The 22,227-nt window shown below is 68.7% G+C and carries 19 protein-coding genes and 1 riboswitch; of the genes, 18 read left to right on the forward strand and 1 reads right to left on the reverse strand.

What is annotated here, in order from left to right; genetic code table 11:
- Positions 1–74 precede the first annotated feature (74 nt).
- The gene (gene thiC / locus LA521A_RS16265; protein WP_281779886.1) at positions 75–1,952 is read right to left on the reverse strand and encodes a phosphomethylpyrimidine synthase ThiC; all 1,878 of its coding nucleotides are present in this window, start codon (positions 1,950–1,952) and stop codon (positions 75–77) included.
- Between the two features lie 64 nt (positions 1,953–2,016).
- Positions 2,017–2,114: riboswitch (TPP riboswitch) on the reverse strand.
- Positions 2,115–2,466: 352 nt separating this feature from the next.
- Between thiC and thrA the strand changes: the two genes are divergently transcribed.
- The 18 genes from thrA to LA521A_RS16350 all read left to right on the forward strand — a co-directional run bounded on the left by thrA (position 2,467) and on the right by LA521A_RS16350 (position 22,142).
- Complete coding sequence (thrA, locus tag LA521A_RS16270; protein WP_281779887.1) at positions 2,467–5,004, forward strand: bifunctional aspartate kinase/homoserine dehydrogenase I; 2,538 nt, start codon at positions 2,467–2,469, stop codon at positions 5,002–5,004.
- Positions 5,001–5,984 carry a homoserine kinase gene (locus tag LA521A_RS16275; RefSeq protein WP_281779888.1) on the forward strand — a complete coding sequence of 328 codons (984 nt, stop codon included), beginning with the start codon at positions 5,001–5,003 and terminating at the stop codon, positions 5,982–5,984. Before thrA ends, LA521A_RS16275 begins: the two co-directional genes overlap by 4 nt.
- Positions 5,981–7,264: a threonine synthase gene (gene thrC / locus LA521A_RS16280; RefSeq protein ID WP_281779889.1), complete on the forward strand. Its 1,284-nt coding sequence runs from the start codon at positions 5,981–5,983 to the stop codon at positions 7,262–7,264. The genes LA521A_RS16275 and thrC overlap by 4 nt, the downstream gene beginning before the upstream one ends.
- Before the next feature lie 113 nt (positions 7,265–7,377).
- Positions 7,378–7,569, forward strand: a complete 192-nt coding sequence (locus LA521A_RS16285) for a hypothetical protein (RefSeq protein WP_281779890.1) — start codon at positions 7,378–7,380, stop codon at positions 7,567–7,569.
- Positions 7,570–7,655: 86 nt separating this feature from the next.
- Positions 7,656–9,410 (forward strand): dihydroxy-acid dehydratase, encoded by a 1,755-nt coding sequence (gene ilvD, locus LA521A_RS16290; protein ID WP_281779891.1) that lies wholly within the window; start codon positions 7,656–7,658, stop codon positions 9,408–9,410.
- Positions 9,411–9,450: 40 nt separating this feature from the next.
- Positions 9,451–10,467 (forward strand): ketol-acid reductoisomerase, encoded by a 1,017-nt coding sequence (gene ilvC, locus LA521A_RS16295; protein ID WP_281779892.1) that lies wholly within the window; start codon positions 9,451–9,453, stop codon positions 10,465–10,467.
- On the forward strand, positions 10,467–12,206 hold the full coding sequence (ilvG, locus tag LA521A_RS16300) for an acetolactate synthase 2 catalytic subunit (RefSeq protein ID WP_281779893.1): 1,740 nt from the start codon (positions 10,467–10,469) through the stop codon (positions 12,204–12,206). Before ilvC ends, ilvG begins: the two co-directional genes overlap by 1 nt.
- A complete protein-coding gene (locus LA521A_RS16305) occupies positions 12,190–12,426 on the forward strand; it encodes an ACT domain-containing protein (protein WP_281779894.1) in 237 nt (78 codons plus the stop codon). The genes ilvG and LA521A_RS16305 overlap by 17 nt, the downstream gene beginning before the upstream one ends.
- Positions 12,417–13,373 carry an aminotransferase class IV gene (locus tag LA521A_RS16310; protein WP_281779895.1) on the forward strand — a complete coding sequence of 319 codons (957 nt, stop codon included), beginning with the start codon at positions 12,417–12,419 and terminating at the stop codon, positions 13,371–13,373. Before LA521A_RS16305 ends, LA521A_RS16310 begins: the two co-directional genes overlap by 10 nt.
- A 2-nt stretch (positions 13,374–13,375) precedes the next feature.
- A complete protein-coding gene (locus LA521A_RS16315; protein ID WP_281779896.1) occupies positions 13,376–14,464 on the forward strand; it encodes a threonine dehydratase in 1,089 nt (362 codons plus the stop codon).
- Positions 14,461–16,038, forward strand: a complete 1,578-nt coding sequence (locus LA521A_RS16320; protein ID WP_281779897.1) for a 2-isopropylmalate synthase — start codon at positions 14,461–14,463, stop codon at positions 16,036–16,038. The genes LA521A_RS16315 and LA521A_RS16320 overlap by 4 nt, the downstream gene beginning before the upstream one ends.
- Before the next feature lie 27 nt (positions 16,039–16,065).
- Positions 16,066–17,514: a 3-isopropylmalate dehydratase large subunit gene (gene leuC, locus LA521A_RS16325; protein WP_281779898.1), complete on the forward strand. Its 1,449-nt coding sequence runs from the start codon at positions 16,066–16,068 to the stop codon at positions 17,512–17,514.
- Positions 17,514–18,113, forward strand: a complete 600-nt coding sequence (gene leuD, locus LA521A_RS16330) for a 3-isopropylmalate dehydratase small subunit (RefSeq protein WP_281779899.1) — start codon at positions 17,514–17,516, stop codon at positions 18,111–18,113. The genes leuC and leuD overlap by 1 nt, the downstream gene beginning before the upstream one ends.
- Positions 18,103–19,191, forward strand: a complete 1,089-nt coding sequence (gene leuB, locus LA521A_RS16335) for a 3-isopropylmalate dehydrogenase (protein ID WP_281779900.1) — start codon at positions 18,103–18,105, stop codon at positions 19,189–19,191. The genes leuD and leuB overlap by 11 nt, the downstream gene beginning before the upstream one ends.
- A gap of 78 nt (positions 19,192–19,269) precedes the next feature.
- Positions 19,270–19,884, forward strand: a complete 615-nt coding sequence (locus LA521A_RS16340) for a hypothetical protein (RefSeq protein ID WP_281779901.1) — start codon at positions 19,270–19,272, stop codon at positions 19,882–19,884.
- A gap of 418 nt (positions 19,885–20,302) precedes the next feature.
- Complete coding sequence (locus tag LA521A_RS19055; protein ID WP_425494536.1) at positions 20,303–20,791, forward strand: DUF6531 domain-containing protein; 489 nt, start codon at positions 20,303–20,305, stop codon at positions 20,789–20,791.
- 257 nt (positions 20,792–21,048) lie between these two features.
- On the forward strand, positions 21,049–21,468 hold the full coding sequence (locus LA521A_RS16345; RefSeq protein WP_281779902.1) for a hypothetical protein: 420 nt from the start codon (positions 21,049–21,051) through the stop codon (positions 21,466–21,468).
- A gap of 251 nt (positions 21,469–21,719) precedes the next feature.
- The gene (locus LA521A_RS16350) at positions 21,720–22,142 is read left to right on the forward strand and encodes a hypothetical protein (RefSeq protein WP_281779903.1); all 423 of its coding nucleotides are present in this window, start codon (positions 21,720–21,722) and stop codon (positions 22,140–22,142) included.
- Positions 22,143–22,227 lie beyond the last annotated feature (85 nt).

The following is a 22,227-nucleotide window of genomic DNA, read 5'->3' on the forward strand; positions in this document are numbered from 1 at the left end:
GGCGGGGAGCGAGTGAGCGGGAACGGGAAACAAGGAGCGAACGCCCGCCGCTCCCCGTTCCGCCGCTCCCGTTGCTATGCCTTGCGGTAGACCTGCGCGCCCTGGGCGCGGAACTCCGCCGACTTCTCCGCCATGCCTTCGGCCAGCGCGGCCTGCTCGTCGACGCCGTGCTCCTTCGCGTAGTCGCGCACGTCCTGGGTGATCTTCATCGAGCAGAAATGCGGGCCGCACATCGAGCAGAAGTGCGCGACCTTGTGCGCGTCCTTCGGCAGCGTTTCGTCGTGGTATTCGCGTGCGCGCTCGGGATCGAGGCCGAGGTTGAACTGGTCTTCCCAGCGGAACTCGAAACGCGCCTTGCTCATCGCGTTGTCGCGCGCCTGCGCACCGGGATGCCCCTTCGCCAGGTCCGCCGCATGCGCTGCGATCTTGTAGGCCATCAGGCCTTCGCGCACGTCGTGCTTGTTCGGCAGGCCCAGGTGTTCCTTGGGCGTGACGTAGCACAGCATCGCCGTGCCGAACCAGCCGATCATCGCCGCACCGATGGCGCTGGTGATGTGGTCGTAACCCGGCGCGATGTCGGTGGTCAGCGGCCCGAGCGTGTAGAACGGCGCCTCGCCGCACTCGCGCAGCTGCTTGTCCATGTTTTCCTTGATCAGCTGCATCGGCACGTGGCCGGGGCCTTCGATCATGGTCTGGACGTCGTGCTTCCACGCGATCTTGGTCAGCTCGCCAAGGGTTTCGAGCTCGCCGAACTGCGCCGCGTCGTTCGCGTCGGCGATCGAGCCCGGACGCAGGCCGTCGCCCAGCGAGAAGGCCACGTCGTAGGCCTTCATGATTTCGCAGATTTCCTCGAAATGCGTGTAGAGGAAATTCTCCTTGTGATGCGCCAGGCACCACTTCGCGAGGATCGAACCGCCGCGGGAGACGATGCCCGTCACGCGGCCGGCGGTGAGCGGCACGTAGCGCAGCAGCACGCCGGCGTGGATGGTGAAGTAATCCACGCCCTGCTCGGCCTGCTCGATCAGCGTGTCGCGGAAGATCTCCCAGTTGAGCTCTTCCGCGCGGCCGTCGACCTTCTCCAGCGCCTGGTAGATCGGCACCGTGCCGATCGGCACCGGCGAGTTGCGGATGATCCACTCGCGCGTTTCATGGATGTGCTTGCCGGTGGACAGGTCCATCACCGTGTCGGCGCCCCAACGGATCGACCACACCAGCTTCTCCACTTCCTCGGCGATGCCCGAGGACACCGCGGAATTGCCGATGTTCGCGTTGACCTTGGTGAGGAAGTTGCGGCCGATGATCATCGGCTCGCTTTCCGGATGGTTGATGTTGTTCGGAATGATGGCCCGGCCGCGCGCCACTTCGTCGCGCACGAACTCCGGCGTGATGATCTTCTGGATGTTCGCGCCGAAGGCTTCGCCCGCGTGCTGGCGCAGCAGGTGCGCTTCGCGGATCTGCTCCAGCCGCTGGTTCTCGCGGATGGCGATGAACTCCATCTCCGGCGTGACGATGCCGCGGCGCGCGTAATGCATCTGCGTGACGTTAGCCCCGGGCAGCGCACGACGCGGCAGCGGACGATTGCGGAAACGCACGGCATCGAGCTTCGGATCGTGCTCGCGCTTGCGGCCGAACTCCGACGACAGCGCCGACAGCACTTCCGTGTCGCCGCGTTCGGCGATCCACTGCGCACGCAGCGGCGAGAGCCCACGCGCCAGGTCGATCTGCGCGTTCGCATTGGTGTACGCGCCGGACGTGTCGTACACCGCGAGCGGCGCGTTGTCCTCGCCGCCGAACATCGTCGGCGTCTTCGCCAGCGCGATCTCGCGCATCGGAACGCGGATATCGGGGCGCGAGCCTTCGACGTGGATCTTGTGCGAGCCGGGAATCGGACGCGTGACGTCGGCCGAAAGCTGTTCGGCCTGCTGGATCAGTTGGCTGGGGACTGCGTTCATTGGATTCGTCCTGTGGTGCGCTCTTGCGAGCCGGGACGAAGCGGGCAGCGACGGACGCGAACGGGTCGCACCCGGCGAAGCTTCCCTACGGCGGTCTCAACCGCGTCAGGTTCGAAGGGTCTTTCTCAACCGGCGACGACGCCGGTACCCCCGCTTCGGCGCGCATTTCACCATGCGGCGCCCCGCGGGTCCAACGCCAGGCACGGCCCGCCCGTTCATGCGTGCGGCCCGATGCGCCGCCCGGTTGCGTATGTAACTGTTGACAGCCCCCGAAACCGCGTGATCTTCTCGGCTCATGACGCATCGCAACACGCCGCCGCAGACCGTACGCACCGCGCTGTCCAGCACGGCGCACGCGGGCGTCGTTGCGATTACCACCGGTACCGGTACCACTCGCTTGCGGGTGCGGACGGGCGTGTCCAGGTGATCTGAAGACCACGCCTCCGCACCCCGACCGGGTGCGCAGGCATGGCACCCGGCCGGTTCGCGGAAGCCCCCACAGGAGCCCGCCCCAATGCCGCCCGCCGATGCGTCCCACCCTTCCGCTCCGCCGTGCCACGTGCACAAGTTCGGCGGCAGCAGCCTCGCCGATGCCCCGCTCTATCGCGCCGCCGCGGCGCTGGTCGATGACCCGTCCCGAACGCGCGTCGTCGTCGTATCGGCGATGCAGGGCGTCACCGATGCGCTGATCGCCCTGCTGGACACCGCGCAGCGAGGCGACGCCTGGCAGCCCGCCTTCGATGCCTTGCGCGAACGCCATCTCGTGGCGGCCGAAGCGCTCGATCCCGACGGCCACTTCGATCTGCGCGCCCGGCTGGAAGAGGAATTCGCGACGCTTCGCCACCAACTCCAGGCGATTGCCGGGGGCGAGCCCGACGCCGCGCAGCTCGCGCCCGGGCTGCCCGGTTTCGGCGAAGTGTTCTCGTCCTTCCTGATGCACGCCGCGCTCGGCGGCGACGCCGCGTCGTGGCGCCGGCTCGATGCGCGCGACGTCCTGGTCGTGCACGAAGGCGAGATGGGCATGGCCGTCGACTGGCCGCAAAGCCGCGCGCGCCTCGCGCAATGGCGGGCGGCGCAGGGCGATGGCAACGTGGTGATCACCGGCTTCGTCGCGCGCGACACGCACGGCCGCGCGACGACGCTGGGCCGCAACGGCAGCGACTACTCCGCCGCGATCTTCGCCAACCTGTTCGATGCCGCCGCGCTCACGATCTGGACCGACGTGGACGGCGTGCTGTCGGCGGACCCGCGCCTGGTACCGGAAGCCGTGTGCCTGCCGTCGATGTCCTACGCCGAAGCCTGCGAGCTGGCCTACTTCGGCGCGAAGGTGCTGCATCCGCAGACCATGGCGCCGGTGCAGGAACGCGGCATCCCGCTGTGGATCCGCAACACGAAGCGGCCCGAAGCGCCCGGCACGCTGATCGCGCCCGACAGCGGCCGCGATGGCGCGCCGGTGAAAGGCTTGAGCCTGGTGCGCGACCTCGCCATCGTCGAACTCGTCGGCAACGGCATGGTCGGCGTGCCCGGCGCGGCCGAGCGCCTGTTCGGCGCACTGCGCGGCGCGGGCGTCTCGGTGACGATGATCTCGCAGGGCTCGTCCGAACATTCGATCTGCTGCGTGCTGCGCGCCGACCAGGCCGAACGCGCGCGCGACGCGGCCGCTGCCGCGTTCGCCGACGCCATCGCCGACGGCCAGGCGCAGGGCGTGACGCTCACACGCGACATCGCGGTGCTCGCAGCCGTCGGCGACGGCATGGTCGGCACACCGGGCGTCGCGGCGCGACTGCTCGGCGGACTCGCACAGGCGCGCGTGAATGCCCGGGCGATCGCGCAGGGTGCGGGCGAACGCAACATCTCAGTCGCCATCGGCGCGAACGACGCCACCCGCGCATTGCGCGCCGCGCACGCGGCGTTCTGGTTGTCGCCGCAGACGTTGTCGGTCGGCGTGATCGGGCCCGGCCAGGTCGGCAGCGCGTTGCTGGTCCAGATGTCGGCGGCATTGCCGCAGCTGCGCGAGCGGTCCGGGCTGGACCTGCGCCTGCGCGCCATCGCCAACAGCCGCGCGATGGTGCTGGACGAACGCGGCGTGGAGCCGGTCGATGCCGTCGCGCGCCTGCACGGCGGGGCGGCGCAACCGCTCGACCTGGACCGCTTCGCCGACCACGTACGCGGCGAGCATCTTCCGCATGCGCTCATCGTCGATTGCAGCGCGAGCCCCCGCGTGGCGGCGGAGTATCCGCGCTGGCTCGCGCGCGGCATCCACGTGGTCACGCCGAACAAGCAGGCCGGCAGCGGCGCGTGGGATCATTACGCCGCCATCCAGGACGCGAGCCGTCGCGGCGGTGGGCGCTTCCGCTACGAGGCGACCGTCGGCGCCGGCCTCCCGGTGATGCTGACGCTGCGCAACCTGCTCGACACGGGCGACGAGCTGCACGGCATCGACGGCATGCTCTCGGGCACGCTGGCCTGGCTGTTCAACCGGTTCGACGGCTCGGTGCCGTTCTCGCAGCTCGTCCGCGAGGCGCAGGCGCTGGGCTACACCGAACCGGACCCGCGCGACGATCTGTCCGGCCTCGACGTCGCGCGAAAACTCGTGATCCTGGCGCGCGAAGCCGGTCGTGCGCTGTCGTTGGAGGATGTGGACGTGGAAAACCTGGTGCCGCCGGCACTGCGCGACGTGGACCGCGAGGAATTCCTCGCGCGACTGTCCGAAATGGACGAGCCGATGCTCGCGCGACAACGCGACGCGGCGCGCGAAGGCCGTTCGCTGCGGCACCTCGCGCAGCTCGATCGCGATGGCCTCGCGCGCGTGGGCGTGGTCGCGTTGCCCGCCGAACACGCCTGTTGCCACACGCGACTGACCGACAACCTCGTGCAGTTCCGCACGCGCCGCTACTCCGACAATCCCCTCGTCGTACAGGGCCCCGGCGCCGGCCCCGACGTCACCGCCGCCGGCGTGTTCGGCGACGTGCTGGCGATCGCGCAATCGCTTGGCGCAGCGGCGTCGTGGTCGTCGCCCGCGATCGACGTCCGCGCGCAGGTCCACGCATGAGCGGCGACATCGACGCACAACATCGTGCTGCCCCGCCCCGCGTCGTCCGCGCGTTCGCGCCGGGCAGCGTCGGCAACATCGGCGTGGGCTTCGACCTGCTCGGCCATTCCATCGACGGCGTGCGCGACGTCGCCGTCGTCCGACGCATCGACGAACCGCTCGTGCGCATCGCGGCGATCCGCGGCAACGTCGAAGGCGCGGACACGCTGCCACTCGACGCCGCGCGCAACACCGCCGGGCAGGCGTTGATCGCGTTGCGCGCCAAGGTCGGGCTCGCGCACGGGTTCGAACTCGAACTGGAAAAGGGCATCCCGCTCGGCTCCGGGCTCGGCGGTTCAGCCGCCTCGTGCGTTGCGGCGCTCGTCGCCGCGAACGCGCTGCTCGACGCGCCGCTTCCGCGCGCCGCGCTGTACGAGTTCGCGCTCGACGGCGAGTCGGTGTCCAGCGGCAGCCGGCACGGCGACAACGTGGCGCCGATGCTGCTCGGCGGCGTGGTGATGGCCACGGCCACGCGCATGATCCAGCTCGACGTGCCCGCATGGTTGCATGCGGTCGTCGTGCATCCGGACCAGGTGCTGGAGACGCGCCGCGCACGCGCGGTGCTCGCCGATCCGTACCCGTTGCACGTCATCGTCGAACAAAGCGCGCATCTGGCGCTGTTCCTGACCGGATTGCAGCGCGGCGATGCGACGCTGCTGCGCGAAGGGCTTCGCGACCTGCTGGTCGAGCCGCGCCGCGCACCACTGATTCCAGGCTTCGCCGAAGCGAAGGCTGCGGCGCTCGATCACGACGCACTCGGCGCGAGCATTTCCGGCGCGGGCCCGAGCACGTTCGCGTGGTTCGCCTCCCGCGCGCAGGCCGAAGCCGCCGCGCCGGCGATGCAGGCCGCGTTCGCGGCGGCGGGTTTCGGATCGCGCGCCTACATCACGCCGGTCGCCGGCCCGCACGCCGAAGTGATCGCCGCCGGAGCGCACGCATGAACTTCATCAGCACGCGCGGCGGCACGCCGGCCACCGGCATCGACGCCGCGCTCGTCGCCGGCCTCGCGCCCGATGGCGGCCTGTTCGTTCCGCAGCGCATTCCCGAGGTCGACGTCGAACCCGGCGACACGTTGGCCCGCACGGCCCACGACGTGCTCGCGCCGTTCTTCACGCAGTCGTCGTTGCGTGATGCGTTGCCCGACATCTGCGCGCACGCCTACGCGTTCGACGCCCCGCTGCGCGCGATGGCCGGCAAGAACGATCGCCTGCTCGAACTCTTCCACGGCCCGACCGCCGCCTTCAAGGATTACGCGGCGCGCTTCCTCGCCGAAGCCTTGTCGCGCCTGCGCCCCCAGGGTGCCGCGCCGACGACGATCGTGGTCGCGACCTCGGGCGACACGGGCGCAGCGGTCGCGTCGGCGTTCCATCGTCGCGACGGTTTCAACGTGGTGATCCTCTACCCCGAAGGTCGCGTCTCGCCGCGCCAGGCGCACGGGCTGGAATGCTGGGGCGACAACGTGCGCACGTTCCGCGTGCGCGGCACGTTCGACGATTGCCAGCGCATGGCGAAGCAGGCGCTGTCCGACGAAGCGCTGCGCCGCGAGGTGTCGCTCAGTTCCGCCAACAGCATCAGCCTCGGACGCCTGTTGCCGCAGGTCGCGTATTACGCGCACGCCGCATTGCACTTCCATCGCGACCACGGACAGCCGCTCAACCTCATCGTGCCGACGGGCAACCTCGGCAACGCGTGCGCGGCCTTCCTCGCAAGGCGCATGGGGCTGCCGGTCGGCGATCTCGTACTCGCGTGCAACGCGAACGACGTCCTGCCGCGCTATTTCGCAGGCGCCGTCTATGAGCCGCGCGAAACGAAGGCGACGCTCGCCAACGCGATGGACGTCGGCGCGCCGAGCAACTTCGAGCGACTGCGCTTCTGGCATGCAAGCGACGACGCGTTGCGCGCGTCGCTGCGCGCCTTCACGGTCGACGATGCGACGATCACGCAGGTCGTCCGCGATGCGCCCGCACGGCACGGCATCGTCGCCGACCCGCACACCGCCGCAGGGCTGCACGTGCTCGAAGGACTTCGCGCAGCCGGCGATACGCGCCGATGGGCCGTGGTGGCCACCGCGCATCCGGCGAAGTTCGACACCATCGTCGAACCGCTCGTCGGGCACGCGATCGACGTGCCGCCCGCGCTTGCGCAATGCCTGTCGCGCCCCGCGTCCGCGCAGGCGTTGAGCGCGGATTACGAGGCGTTGCGTCATGCGCTTCGTGCATGACGCGGTTACATCCGAAACCATCGGACGGCCTGGGTGAGGAACGCGCCACACTTCGCCGCAGTTACGAAAGAAACTGTTGACACGCCCGTTCCGGCCGTGTTTCTCTCGATCCCATGACGCAGCGCAGCAACCACCTGCAGACCGCACCGGGCCGGAGCCAACGCTCCGCCGCTGCCGCGTCGCACGCCGACGCGCGTCGCATCGCCATCGCACTCCTGACCAAGGCCGCGCCCATCGCGGCCTCGCTCATTCTTGTACTCGTACTTATTACCGGGCTTGCCAGCGCGGAGTACGGGTTTGTGTAAGTAGCACCACACACCCAGGTCGATACCCAAGACCCCGCGCCCGAAACGGCGCGGGGTTTTTGTTTTGCACAACAGGAAACCCCTCCGTGAGAAGCAACGCCATCAAGCAAGGCCCCGCACGCGCCCCGGCACGCGCGATGCTGCGCGCCACCGGGCTGGACGACGCGGCGATCGCGAAGCCGCTCGTCGCCGTCGTGCACACCTGGTCGGACGTCTCGCCGTGCAACTTCACGCTGCGCGACCTGGCGCAGCACGTGCGCGAAGGCGTGATCGAGCACGGCGGCACGCCCATCGAGTTCAATACCATCGCGGTGACCGACGGCATCGCCATGGGGTCCGACGGCATGCGCGCCTCGCTGCCCTCGCGCGAGACCATCGCCGATTCGATCGAGCTCGCCGTGAACGGCCATTGCCTCGACGCGATGGTGCTGCTGGTCGGCTGCGACAAGACGATCCCGGCGGCCGCGATGGCCGCGGCGCGGCTGGATATTCCGACGGTGATCCTCTACGGCGGCACGATCATGCCGGGCCATTGCCGCAAGGATGAAGGCGACAAGGCGCTCACCGTGCAGGACGTGTTCGAAGCCGTCGGCGCGCATTCGGCCGGGCGCATCGACGATGCCGAACTGCACCGCATCGAGTCGCACGCCTGCCCGGGCGCGGGCGCCTGCGGCGGACAGTTCACCGCCAATACGATGGCGATGGTGCTGACGTTCCTGGGCCTGTCGCCGCTCCAGTTCAACGACATTCCCGCCGTGCATGCCGACAAGCCCGCCGCCGCGCGGGCCTGCGGCGCGCTGGCGATGCAGCGTTTGCGCAACGGTGGTCCGGGACCGCGCGAGATCCTCTCTCCCGCCGCGCTGCGCAACGCTGCGTGCGCGGTCTCGGCCACCGCGGGTTCGACGAACGCCGCGCTGCACCTGCTCGCCATCGCGCACGAGGCCGGCGTCGCGTTCGACCTGGAAGAATTCGAAGCCGCCGCGCGCACGCCGGTCATCGCCGACCTCAAGCCCGGCGGGCGCTACACCGCGGCGGAAATGTTCGAGTTCGGCGGCGCGGCGCTCGTCGCGCGCGAACTGCGCGCGGCGGGGCTCATCCAGGACATCCCGACCGTCACCGGCCGCAGCTTCTTCGCCGAACTCGACGAGGTTCCCCTGCCCGGTGCGCAGGACGTGGTGCGCCCGGTGTCGAACCCCTTCAAGCCGCGCGGCGGCTACTCGATCCTCTACGGCGATCTGGCGCCGGAAGGCTGCATCCTCAAGCTCGCCGGCCACGGCATCGAACACTTCGAAGGCACCGCGCGGGTTTTCGATTCCGAGGAAGCCGCGTTCAACGCCGTGCAGGCGCGGCAGATCCGCGCGGGCGATGTCGTGGTCATCCGCTTCGAAGGCCCGGCCGGCGGCCCCGGCATGCGCGAGATGCTCGCCGTCACCGCGGCGCTGGTCGGACAGGGGCTGGGCAACGACGTCGCGCTGATCACCGACGGCCGTTTCAGCGGCGCCACGCACGGCTTCATGGTCGGGCACATCGCGCCGGAAGCCGCACGCGGCGGTCCCATCGCGAAACTGCGCGATGGCGATCGCGTGCGCATCGACGTGACCACGCGCCGCATCGACGTCGGCGCCGACCTGCGCACGCGCCCCGTCGCGCGCATCGCGCCGCGCGTCGCGACCGGCGTGCTCGCCAAGTACGCCGCGCAGGTGAGTTCGGCATCGCGCGGCGCGGTCACGGCGCCGGGCCCGCTCGACGCGGCACGCGCGAAGTCGCGCGACATCCCCGTGCAGGTCGTCGAGGAAACGCCGGTGACGCCCGAAGACACGAAGGAATTGTTCCTCGCTTGACCCTCCGCACCGCCCTCCATCCCACCTCACGGACACCACCATGACCACCCAGCACAAACCCCGCGTCGCCATCCTTGGTTACGGCAGCCAGGGCCGCGCGCATGCGCTGAACCTGCGCGATTCCGGCTTCGACGTGACCGTCGGCCTGCGTCCCGGCGGCCCGACCGAGATCAAGGCCAAGGCCGACGGCTTCACCGTGAAGACGCCGGCCGAAGCGGTGAAGGACGCCGAACTCGTTGCGGTCCTCACGCCCGACATGGTGCAGCCGCAGCTGTATGGCGAGGTGATCGAGCCGAACATCGCGCCCGGTGCGTGCCTGCTGTTCGCGCACGGTTTCAACGTGCATTACGGGCAGATCACGCCGCGCGAGGATCTCGACGTCGTGCTCGTCGCCCCAAAGGGGCCGGGCGCGCTGGTGCGTCGCGAATACGAGATCGGCCGCGGCGTGCCGTCGGTCTACGCGGTGTACCAGGACAGGAGCGGCAACGCCGAGCAGCTCGCGCTGACCTACTGCGCCGGCATCGGCGGCGCGCGCCAGCACGCGATCCGCACCACGTTCAAGGAGGAAACCGAAACCGACCTGTTCGGCGAACAGGCCGTGCTGTGCGGCGGTGCGACCAAGCTGGTGCAGGCCGGCTGGGAAACGCTGGTCGAAGCCGGTTACCAGCCGGAAGTCGCGTATTACGAGTGCCTGCACGAACTCAAGCTGATCGTCGACCTGTTCTACGAGGGCGGCATCACGCGCATGCACGAGTTCATCAGCGAGACCGCGCAGTACGGCGCGCTCACGCGCGGTACCTACGTCGTCGACGACAACACGCGCGCGCAGATGAGGAAGATCCTGACCGAGATCCAGGACGGCACGTTCGCGCGCCAGTGGATCGCCGAGTACGCCGCCGGCAACGCGAATTACAAGGCGCTCAAGGAAGGCGACCTGACGCATCCGATCGAGGCCGTCGGCCGCAAGCTGCGCGCCAACATGAAGTGGCTGTCCACCGCGCCGCAGCCGGCGCCCGCCGCGAGCGAAACGCGGCAGGCGCAGACCGAGGCGGCGTGATGAACGGCGCCCGCTGGCTGGTGCAGGCCCTGGCGGCCGAAGGCGTGCACACGCTCTTCGGCTACCCGGGCGGCGCGATCATGCCCTTCTACGATGCGCTGCACGGATCGCAGCTCAAGCACGTGCTGGTCCGCCACGAACAGGGGGCGGCCTTCGCGGCGAACGGGTATGCGCGGGCCAGCGGGCGCGTCGGTGTATGCGTGGCGACGTCCGGTCCCGGTGCGTCGAACCTGGTCACCGGCATCGCCGATGCGATGCTCGACTCGGTGCCGATGGTCGTCATCACCGGGCAGGTCGCCACGCCGTTGATGGGCACGGACGCGTTCCAGGAACTGGACGTGTTCGGCATGACCATGCCGATCGTGAAGCACAGCTTCCTGCTGCGCCGCGTGGAGGACCTGCCGAACGTCGTCGCCGAGGCCTTCCGCATCGCGCGCTCGGGCCGCCCGGGTCCGGTGCTGATCGACCTGCCGAAGGACGTGCAGGTCGGCGATGCCTCGCATCTTCCGCTGCACGTACCCGCGGAAATCGACGCCGTGCCGGCGCCGAAGGACGCCTCGCTGCACGCGGCGCTGGCATTGATCTCGCAATCAAAGAAGCCGGTGGTCTACGGGGGCGGCGGCATCGCGCTGGGCGATGCGGTTCAGGCGTTCCGTACCTTTGTCGACGCGACGCAGATCCCGACGGTGCTGACGCTGAAAGGCCTCGGCGCGCTGCCGTCGAACCACGCGCTGAACCTGGGCATGCTCGGCATGCACGGCAGCCGCGCGGCGAACATGGCGGTGCAGGAAAGCGACCTGCTCATCGTCGTCGGCGCGCGTTTCGACGATCGCGCCACTGGCAAGCTGGCGGAGTTCGCGCCGCACGCGCGCATCGTCCACATGGACCTGGACGCGTGCGAGATCGGCAAGCTGCGCCACGCCGACGCGGCCGTGTGCGGCGACATCCGCCGCACGCTGACCGCGCTCACCCTGCCCTGCGCCGCGCACCTGCACGGCCGCAACGGCGCGGCGCGGCGCGAGTGGCGCGCGACCTGCAAGCAACGCATGCACGAGTTCGCCGCGCGTTACGACGCACCGGGCGAAACGGTGTATGCGCCCGCGCTGCTGAAGCGCCTGTCCGAACTCGCCCCGAACGCGGTCGTGGCGTGCGATGTCGGCCAGCACCAGATGTGGGTCGCGCAGCACTGGCGCTTCGCTACGCCGCGCCAGCACCTCACCAGCGGCGCGCTCGGCGCGATGGGCTTCGGCCTGCCGGCGGCGATCGGCGCGCAGATGCAATCGATGGATGCGCAGGTCGTGTGCGTGAGCGGCGATGGCTCGTTCCTGATGAACGTGCAGGAGCTGGCGACGCTGCGCCGATACGGCCTGCCGGTGAAGATCGTGCTGCTCGACAACCAGGCGCTCGGCATGGTGCGCCAGTGGCAGGAGCTGTTCTTCGATCGCCGCTATTCCGAGATCGACCTGTCCGACAACCCGGATTTCGTCGCGATCGCGGCGGCGTTCGGCGTGCAGGCGCTGCATGTCGATCGCGCCGATGCGCTGGAAGACGCCCTGCAGGCGCTGCTCGCCGTCGAAGGCCCGGCGCTGCTGCACGTCGCCATCGACCAGGCCGCGAACGTGTGGCCGCTGGTGCCGCCCAACCACAACAACGCGCAGATGCTCGATCCGGAGCGCGAAGCCGGCGCGTCGAACGAACCCACCCCCACCGAGGATCCCCGCCATGCGATACCAGCTTGATCTCACGCTCCGTCAGGCCGAAGGCGCGCTGTCGCGGGTACTGGGCGCCGCCGAACGCCGCGGTTTCCGTCCGCTCGCCGTCGATGGCGAAGCGCAGTCCGACGGCGACCGCTGGCACCTGCGCCTGACCGTCGAGGGCGAACGCGACGAAGTCAACCTGCAGCACCAGCTCGAGAAGCTGTACGACTGCCTCGCGGTGGAGGTGTCGCCATGTCGGTGATCGCCGCCCCCGCTCCGGCCGCGCGACAACCTATCGCGCCGCCGATCGAAGTGCGCGACGAGGCACGTCGTCCGGGCATGCCGGTGGTGTGGTTCGACGGCGAGCTCACCCGCGCCGACACGCCGCACGCGCCGCTCACCACGCATGCGATGCATTACGGCACCGGCGTGTTCGAAGGCATCCGCAGCTACGCCACGCGCGACGGCGCGGCCGTGTTCCGCCTGCCCGAACACCTGCAACGCATGCGCCGCGGCGCCGACTTGCTCGGCATCGACTTCGACGTCGATACCGCCTTCGATGCGACGCTGCAGACCCTGCGCGCGAACGGCCATCGCGACGCCTATATCCGCCCGCTGACGTGGCTCGGCAACGGCGCGGACGGCGTGACCGTCGGCCTCGACGTGCCCGGGCTGAGCCAGCATTTCATGGTGCTGACCTTGCCGACGGTGGTCCACCTAAACGGCAAGCGTTCGCGCCTGACCGTGTCGCCGTGGAAGCGCAATCCCGCGTCGTCGCTGCCGCCGCTGAAGCTGTGCGGCGCCTACATCAACTCGATCCTCGCCAAGCGCGAATCGCGCCTGCGCGGCTTCGACGAGGCGCTGTTCGTCGACGAGGCGGGCCTTGTCGTGGAATGCACGGGCGCGAACGTGTTCATGGTGCGCGGCGGCGAAGTGACGGCCGTCGAGCATCGCGACGCGCTGCCCGGCATCACGCGCGACAGCGTGATCGCACTCAGCGGCGCGCAGTCGCGGCCGGTCACGCATCACGAGCTGCTGGATGCGGACGAGGTCTTCGTCTGCGGCACGGCGGCCGAGATCGCGCCGATCAGCGCACTGGATCGCCGGGAGTTCGGCGACAACCCCGTGACGCGCGAGCTGCAGGCGCTGTACGCGCGCGTGGTGCGTGGCGAGGAAGCCGCGTACGCGCACTGGCTGACGGCCGTCTGACCGTGGACGGCGACGTAGCCAGCACCGCGCGTGTCACCGCAGCCGACGTACTGGCGGCGCAGGCCCGCTTGCGCCGCTACCTGCCGGCGACGCCGCTGCATCACGCCGAACGCTTCGGCTGCTGGCTGAAGCTGGAAAACCTGCAGCGCACGGGCTCGTACAAGGTGCGTGGCGCGTTGAACGCGCTGCTGGCGGCGCGCGAACGCGGCGACCATCGCCCGGTGATCGCCGCCTCCGCCGGCAATCACGCGCAGGGCCTGGCGTGGGCGGCGTATCGACTGGGCGTCAACGCGATCACCGTCATGCCGCGCGGCGCGCCACAGACGAAGATCGCCGGCGTCTCGCACTGGGGCGCCACCGTGCGCCTGCACGGCGACACCTACGACGAGGCCAAGGCGTTCGCCGCCGAACTCGCTTCGCAGAACGGCTATCGCGTGCTCTCGGCGTTCGACGATCCCGACGTGATCGCCGGCCAGGGCACCGTCGGACTGGAACTGGCCGCGCTCGCACCCGACGTCGTGCTGGTGCCGATCGGCGGCGGCGGTCTCGCCTCGGGCGTGGCTCTCGCGCTCAAGTCGCAGGGCGTGCGCGTGATCGGCGCGCAGGTCGAAGGCGTCGATTCGATGCTGCGTGCATTGCGCGGCGACCGCACGCCGCGCGACCCGGCGGCGACGCTCGCCGACGGCGTGCGCGTGAGGGAGCCGGGCCTTCTGACGCAGCGGCTGCTCGCGGAACTGCTCGACGACGTGGTCGTCGTGCGCGAAGCCGAACTGCGCGAAACGCTGGTGCGCCTGGCACTGGAAGAACACGTGATCGCGGAGGGCGCCGGTGCGCTGGCGCTCGCCGCCGGTCGTCGCATCGCCGGCAAACGCAAATGCGCGGTGGTGTCGGGCGGCAACGTCGATGCCGTCGTGCTGGCGCAACTGCTTTCCGATGTGCGCCCGCGCGCGCCGCGTCGCCCGCGTCGTCGTCATCGCGATGCCACCCCCGCGCCCGCGCTGGAGCCGGCCATCACGACGCTGATCCCCGCTTTCCCACCCAAGCCGCGCGCCTTGGCTGCCGCGCGCGACCACGAGGAGCTGACCGCATGAACGACCCCGCCGCCCGAGTACGGATCTTCGACACCAGCCTGCGGGACGGCGAGCAATCGCCCGGTTGCAGCATGACCGCGCCGCAGAAGCTCCGCTTCGCGCACGCGCTGGCCGAGCTGGGCGTCGACGTGATCGAAGCGGGCTTTCCGGCGAGTTCGGAAGCCGACATGGACGCAGTGCGCGCGATTGCGCGCGAAGTGCGTGGCGCGACGGTGGCGACCCTGGCGCGCTGCCACGTCGGCGACATCGAAGCCTGCGCGCGTGCGCTGGAAGGCAGCGTGCATCCGCGCATCCACGTGTTCATTTCCACCAGCCCGCTGCATCGTGAGCACAAGCTCGGCCTGAGCCGCGAGCAGGTGCTGGAACGCGCCGTGATGGCGGTGGAACTGGCGAAGCGCCACGTCGACGACGTCGAGTTCTCCGCCGAAGACGCGCTGCGCACGGAACCCGATTTCCTCGCGCAGGTGTGCATCGCGGCGGTGAATGCCGGCGCGCGCACGCTCAACATTCCCGACACCGTCGGTTACACCACGCCGAGCGAGATCCGCACGCTGTTCGAGTTCCTGCGCGCATCCGTCGTCGAATCCGGTGTGCCGGGCGCGAAGGACGCCGTGTTCAGCGCACACTGCCACAACGACCTCGGGCTCGCGGTCGCGAACTCGCTCGCGGCGATCGAAGGCGGCGCGCGCCAGGTCGAATGCACGATCAACGGCATCGGCGAGCGTGCGGGCAACTGCGCGCTGGAAGAGCTGGTGATGGCCCTGCGCGTGCGCGGCGAATACTACGGCGCGCACACGCGCATCGACACGCGCCGCCTGGTGCCGACTTCGCGCCTGCTCTCGCGCATCACCGGCATGGCCGTGCAGCGCAACAAGGCCGTCGTCGGACAGAACGCGTTCGCGCACGAATCCGGCATCCACCAGCACGGCATGCTCAAGCATCGCGGCACGTACGAGATCATGCGGCCGGAGGACGTCGGTTGGGCGCAGTCGCAGATGGTGATGGGCCGGCACAGTGGCCGCGCCGCGCTGAGCGACCGGCTGCAGGCGCTGGGCTTCACGCTGCCGGAAGCGCAGCTCAACGCGGTGTTCGCCGGCTTCAAGTCGCTGGCGGAAAAGAAGCGCGAAGTGTTCGATGCGGACCTGGAAGCGCTGGTCCTTGGCGCCGACGCGCGCGCCGCGCGCGGGCATCGCCTCGCACGCTTCCACGTGAGCACGGGCGTCGCGCAGGACAGCCTGCCGACGGCGAGCGTGCAACTGGTCGATGCCGATGGCGCGTCGGTCAGCGAAGCCGCCGTCGGCGACGGCCCGGTGCACGCGCTGTTCGCCGCGCTCGCGCGCGGCACGGGGATCACGCTGGAGATCGACAGCTACCAGGTTTCCAGCGTCACCACCGGCGATGACGCGCAGGGCCAGGCGCAGGTCATCGCGCGCGTCGACGGACGCGAGTTCACCGGCTCGGGCACCAGCACCGACATCCTCGAAGCCAGCGCGCTCGCGTGGCTCGACATCGCCAACCGCCTGCAGCGCACGCGTGCGCAGGCCGCCGACACGCGCGCCGCCGCGATCGCCTGACCCACCGCATTCCATCCAGCCAAGTCCATGACGAGCCAACCCAAAACCCTGTTCGACAAACTGTGGGACGCGCATGTCGTCACGCCCGAGACCGAGGCGGCGCCGGCGATCCTCTACATCGACCTGCACCTGGTCCACGAAGTCACCTCGCCGCAGGCCTTCGCCGAACTCGACGCGCGCGGCCTGCCGGTGCGTTGCCCGGATCGCACCAAGGGCACGCTCGACCACTCCACGCCGACGCTGCCGGCGAACGCGTCCGGGCAGCGCCCGTACGTGAACGACGAAGCGCGCGCGCAGGTCGATACCTTGCGCGCGAACTGCGCGCGTTTCGGCGTGGAACTGTTCGACTACGACAGCCCGCAGCGCGGCATCGTGCACGTGATGGGGCCGGAACTCGGCCTCACGCAGCCCGGCCAGACCATCGTGTGCGGCGACAGCCACACCGCCACGCACGGCGCGTTCGGCGCGCTCGCGTTCGGCATCGGGACCAGCGAAGTCGGCCACGTGCTGGCCACGCAATGCCTGCTGCAGCGCAAGCCGAAGACGTTGTCGATCACCGTCGATGGCGAGCTCGCGCCCGGTGTCGGCGCGAAGGACCTGATCCTGCACGTGATCGGCGTGATCGGCGTCAACGGCGGCACGGGGCATGTCATCGAGTACCGCGGCCCGGCCGTGCGCTCGCTGTCGATGGAGCAGCGCATGACGGTGTGCAACATGTCTATCGAGGCCGGTGCACGCGCGGGAATCATCGCGCCGGACGAGGTCACCTTCGATTACCTGCGCGGCCGTGCGCGCGCGCCACAGGGCGAGGCGTTCGATGCGGCAGTCGCACAGTGGAAGACGCTGCGCACCGACGAGGGCGCACGCTTCGATCGCGAAGTGCGCATCGACGCGCGCGACATCCAGCCGACCGTCACGTGGGGCACGCATCCAGGCCAGGTCGCCGCGGTGTCGGCGCACGTGCCGGGCGGCAGCGACGCCGATGAGGCGAAGGCGCGCGACTACATGGGCTGGGACGCGAACGCCGCCATCGCCGGCCGCGCGGTGGACGTGGTGTTCGTCGGCAGCTGCACCAATTCGCGCCTGTCCGACCTGCGCGAGGCCGCGCACGTTCTGCGCGGTCGTCGCGTGCATCCGCGCGTGCGCATGCTCGTCGTGCCGGGCTCCGAACAGGTCAAGCGCGATGCCGAACGCGAAGGCATCGATCGCGTGGTGCGCGAGGCCGGCGCGGAGTGGCGCGAGCCCGGCTGCTCGATGTGCATCGCCATGAACGGCGACATCGTCGGACCCGGGCAGCTCGCCGTTTCCACCAGCAACCGCAATTTCGAAGGGCGCCAGGGCAAGGGCGCCCGCACCGTCCTCGCCTCGCCCGCCACCGCCGCCGCATGCGCGGTCGCGGGCGAGATCACCGACCCGCGCCCGTATCTCACCACCGAGCCCGCGCCGCACGCGGCCGTCGAACTGGAGGCCGTCTGATGCAGCCCTTGACCGAAGTCGTCTCGCGCACCGTCGTGCTGCGCGAACGCAACATCGATACCGACCAGATCATTCCCGCGCGCTTCCTCACCACCACGCAGCGGAGAGGCCTGGGCAAGCACGCGTTCAACGACTGGCGCACGCTTCCCGACGGTTCGCCGAACCCGGAGTTCGCATTCAACCGCGTCGAGAACATCGGGGCTCGCATCCTCGTGGCGGGTCGCAACTTCGGCTGCGGTTCCTCGCGCGAACACGCGCCGTGGGCGTTGACCGACCTCGGCTTGCGCGCGGTGATCAGCGCACAGATCGCCGACATCTTCCGCAGCAACGCGCTGAAGAACGGCCTGCTTCCCATCGTGCTGGACGAAGGCATCGTCGATGAACTGCTGGACCAGCCCGGCGTCGAGCTCCGCATCGATGTCGCGCAGCGCAGCGTGACCTTGCCCGATGGCCGCATCGTGCGGTTTCCGCTGGACGCCTTCGCGCAGACCTGTCTGCTGGAAGGCGTCGACCAGCTCGGTTACCTGCTCAAGCAATCGCCTGCCATTTCGCAATTCGAACAACAACGCCAGACCCAGGAGTTCCGCCATGCAAGCTGAGATCGTCGTTCTGCCGGGCGACGGCATCGGCCCGGAAGTCACTGCGAGCGCGATGCAGGTGCTGCGTGCCGTCGGCCAACGTTACGGGCACGAGTTCCACTTCACGCATGAACTGATCGGCGGCGCGGCGATCGACGCCACCGGCGAACCGCTGCCGGCCCGCACGCTAGAGGCCGCCAAGCGCGCCGACGCCGTGCTGCTCGGCGCGGTGGGCGGGCCGAAATGGTCCGACCCCGGCGCGAAGGTGCGGCCCGAACAGGGCCTGCTCGCGATCCGCAAGGCGCTGGGCCTCTACGCGAACCTGCGCCCTGTGAAGCCGCATGCGGCGGCGCTCGGCGCCTCGCCGATCAAGCCGCACCTGCTCACCGGCGTGGACCTCGTCGTCGTGCGCGAACTCACCGGCGGCGTGTATTTCGGCCAGAAGACGCGTACCGCGACCAGCGCGAGCGACCTGTGCGAATACAGCGTCGAGGAGATCGAACGCGTCGTGCGCCGCGCGTGCACGCTCGCGCGCAGCCGACGCGGCCACGTCACGTCGGTGGACAAGGCGAACGTGTTGGAAACCTCGCGCCTGTGGCGCGAAGTCACCACGCGCGTGGTGCGCGAGGAGTTCCCGGACATCACGCTGGAGCACCAGCTCGTCGATTCGATGGCGATGCACTTGCTGTCGCGGCCGCGCGAGTACGACGTCATCGTGACCGAGAACATGTTCGGCGACATCCTCACCGATGAGGCGTCGATGCTGGCCGGTTCGCTGGGCCTGCTGCCGTCGGCGTCGCTCGGCGAGGGACGCGTCGGCCTGTACGAACCGATCCACGGCTCCGCGCCCGACATCGCGGGGCGCGACGTCGCCAATCCGTACGCGACGATCCTCAGCGCGGCGATGCTCTTGCGGCATTCGCTGGGCCTGGAACCGGAAGCGCGCTGCGTCGAGAAGGCGGTGGACGGCGCGCTGGCCGCGGGCGTGTTCACGGCGGACCTTTCACCCGCGGGCCGGGGCGTCTCCACGCAGGCGGCGATGGTGGCGGTGCTGGAGCAACTGGAGCTGGAATGCCAGCCGGTGGTGATGCGCGACTGAGACGCCCGGCGCGTTTCGGGCGCACTGGGCCAGGGTCGCATTGCCGGCTTCACGTCCTTCGGGCTAGCGTGGGCGCCCATGAGCCCACGCACCGCCCTCGCTTTCGCCCTTGCCTGCTGCCTGACCGCCTGCGGTTCCACGCCCGATGCCCCGGGCGCGGCGTCGCAGGACGTGTTCTTCCAGAACGTGGCGTCGCTGTGCGGGCAGGCATTCGCCGGGCGCATCACCGTCGATCGCCCGCCCACGCCCACGCAGGACAATCCGCTGGCGGGCAAGGCGCTGGTGATGCACGTGCGCGAATGCAGCCGCGACACGATCCGCATCCCGTTCTTCGTCGGCAGCGACCGCTCGCGCACGTGGGTGCTCACGCGCACCGCGTCGGGGCTTCGCCTCAAGCACGATCATCGCCATGAAGACGGCACCGAAGCGACGCTGAGCCAGTACGGCGGCGACACGCTCGACATGGGCACGCCGGAGCGCCAGGAGTTTCCCGCCGACGCGGCGTCCAAAGCGCTGTTCGCGCGCGAGGATCGCGGGACGTCCATCTCCAACGTGTGGGCGATGGAAATCGAACCGCACGAGCGCTTCGTCTACGAACTCACCCGCCCCGGCCGCGAAGTGCGCATCGAGTTCGACCTGGAGCATCCGATCCCGGCGCCGCCTCCGCCGTGGAGCGTGGCGCCGAAGCGGTAAGGGCGATCCTTCTGCAGCTGGATGCCACGTGCAATCCGGAGACGTCTGCAGCGGGCATCCCTTCAACTCGCGACGCAACTAAATGTTGCATACCACTTCCGTTCGCCGAGGCGGAAGTCATACCGAACGAACTGCGTAGCCTCGGCCTTTAAGAACGCACCCTCGTTCGTTGACGCTGCCCCCGTCGAAGCGCATGCACAACGTGCATTTCGCAGCCGCGCGCGCAAGGCACGTTTCAACAGCACCCACGAACTCTTCGCATTGTCTGACGCGCCGTGATGAAGGAGCGTCCGTTCACGCGGCGTGATTTTCCGCCGCACGTGAACAGCCCAGCGAGATCATCCGCACGGGCCAGGACTCACGGAGAGAGCATCCGCTCAAGTGCGGACGAGCATCTCTCCCAGACGGAGAAGAGTGCATGAAGCACGATAAAGGGAAGAGCGCTAGCTGTGGCGCCATAATTGCAACCATCAGGCGCTATTCGCCCCTGACACTTGGCGTTGTCGCGCTGCTTGCCCCGACGCTAAGCAGGGCAATCAACACATGGTCTGATTCCGGAACCACCGTAACGAGCTCGGAAACAAGACGATACGACGGCGCTGTTACCGGCCCCTTCGGTACACCTGACATTCCGCGTCGGTCGCGTTTCGACCTACCAGCGTTTGCCCTCGCCCGCACCGACGCCACATTGGAGGACACGTCGGTCACCTGCCCGAGGGCGGGAAACCCCGTTGTTATCGGCACCGGACGAAAGTTCGAGGTGGAGAGCGACATCCCATCACTTCCTGGAGAGATGGGCCTCTCGTTGGGCCGCACTTGGGGCGCCGGGGATGGAGACGGAATCTTCGGCTATGGATGGCATAGCAAACCTCATCAGTGGCCAAGAGTTGTTCGCCCTGCTAAGTAAGGACCCGAAGTTCCTAGAGCAACTCGCTCAGGCTGATGCCGTGCAACTAAACTCCTGCCGTGCTGGAAAGTCAGATGATGATGGTTACAACGCTGCGCAGGATTTTGCGGATTCGGCTCGAAAGCCAACTTATGCGCCACAGCAGTGGAACTGGCGAAGGCCGAACGGCTCCTTCTTCATCGGTGGCGCAATTGGTGGCGCGAGTAGAAATGGCTGGGACCATGGCTACGATGGAAACATAATTTTCTTTCCGAGAGGTGCGCGATGAGAACGGCCGCCGCTTTCCTGTTGTGCGCCGCAATGATGTGCCAGTACTGTACCGGAGTGATCGCTGCATTCTCGGCGGATTGGATAGCAAGAAGGCTGGAGCGAACCGGATGAGCGGGGCTGCTTCATTCCTGACGTGCGCCGCAATGATGAGCCAGCACGGCACCGGACCCGCGCAGGAGCACTCCGCGGGCCCATCGATAGCCAGGGACAAGAAGGCTCTTCTCGAAGCCGGAGCCCTACAAGGCCCGCCAGTTGCCGCCCGCGAGATCGCACTGTTTCTCGCAACGCGAGACGAAGATCTCATGGAGTATTGGAACTGGATTCCGGACAAGTACTATCGCCCGCGCCCGACAGACCCGAGCAAAGTGGTCTACACGAACCCGCAGACAGGGAAGAAGGATTGTTAAATCGAGGCCACCTGGATTCCCGCCACGATCAGGTGGGGTGCTACCTATCCTCATGCTCGAACGCCTGTTTAAAGAGCGGTGTGCGGCCGGGGACACGCTTGCGTGTGAAAACTGGTGCGTGATCAATCCACCCGAGTGTAGCGAGGTCGCAAAGAACGTCACCCAACCGATCGCTGATTCGCGCCCCGAACAAAAGAGCTCTACTTATGACAACTGAAGGACATAGCCCTTGGCGCGAAGGATGGAGCGCCATGGAACTTGGCGATACACGGCGAGCGTACAAACTGTTCCTGCAGGCTGCGGCCGCCGGAGATGCAGATGCTCAAGTAGCCATTGCCTATCACATTGAGACGGGCGAGTTCTCTTGGCTCAGCAAAGCCGACGCGCTCTACTGGTACCAGCAGGCAGCCGAGCAAGATAGCTCCTCGGCCCTCTTCAACCTTGGACTTAACGAAGTCGAATTTGGAGAGCCGGCACGCGCTCTCGACCTGATGATGCGCGCATACTCGTTCGGGGAACTGGATGCACTCGTCTACATCATCGAGCTCCTCCCATACTCGAATCGATCGGCCGAGGATATGGCGTTCTTCAGCAAGAAGTTGAAGTATGCGCTGCGGCACGGCGCGCTTTCAGAGTCTTTGATCGCAAGAGCAGGGGCAATTCTAGCCTTGTAAGGCGTGTGTCGGGCTGCGCATATGCGGCGCTGTCGGCGCCGCCGTCGGATTCGGCATAGGGCTGTGGGTTGCCAATGAGGCTATC

It is taken from the genome of Lysobacter auxotrophicus (assembly GCF_027924565.1).
In the GTDB taxonomy this organism is placed as follows: domain Bacteria; phylum Pseudomonadota; class Gammaproteobacteria; order Xanthomonadales; family Xanthomonadaceae; genus Lysobacter_J; species Lysobacter_J auxotrophicus.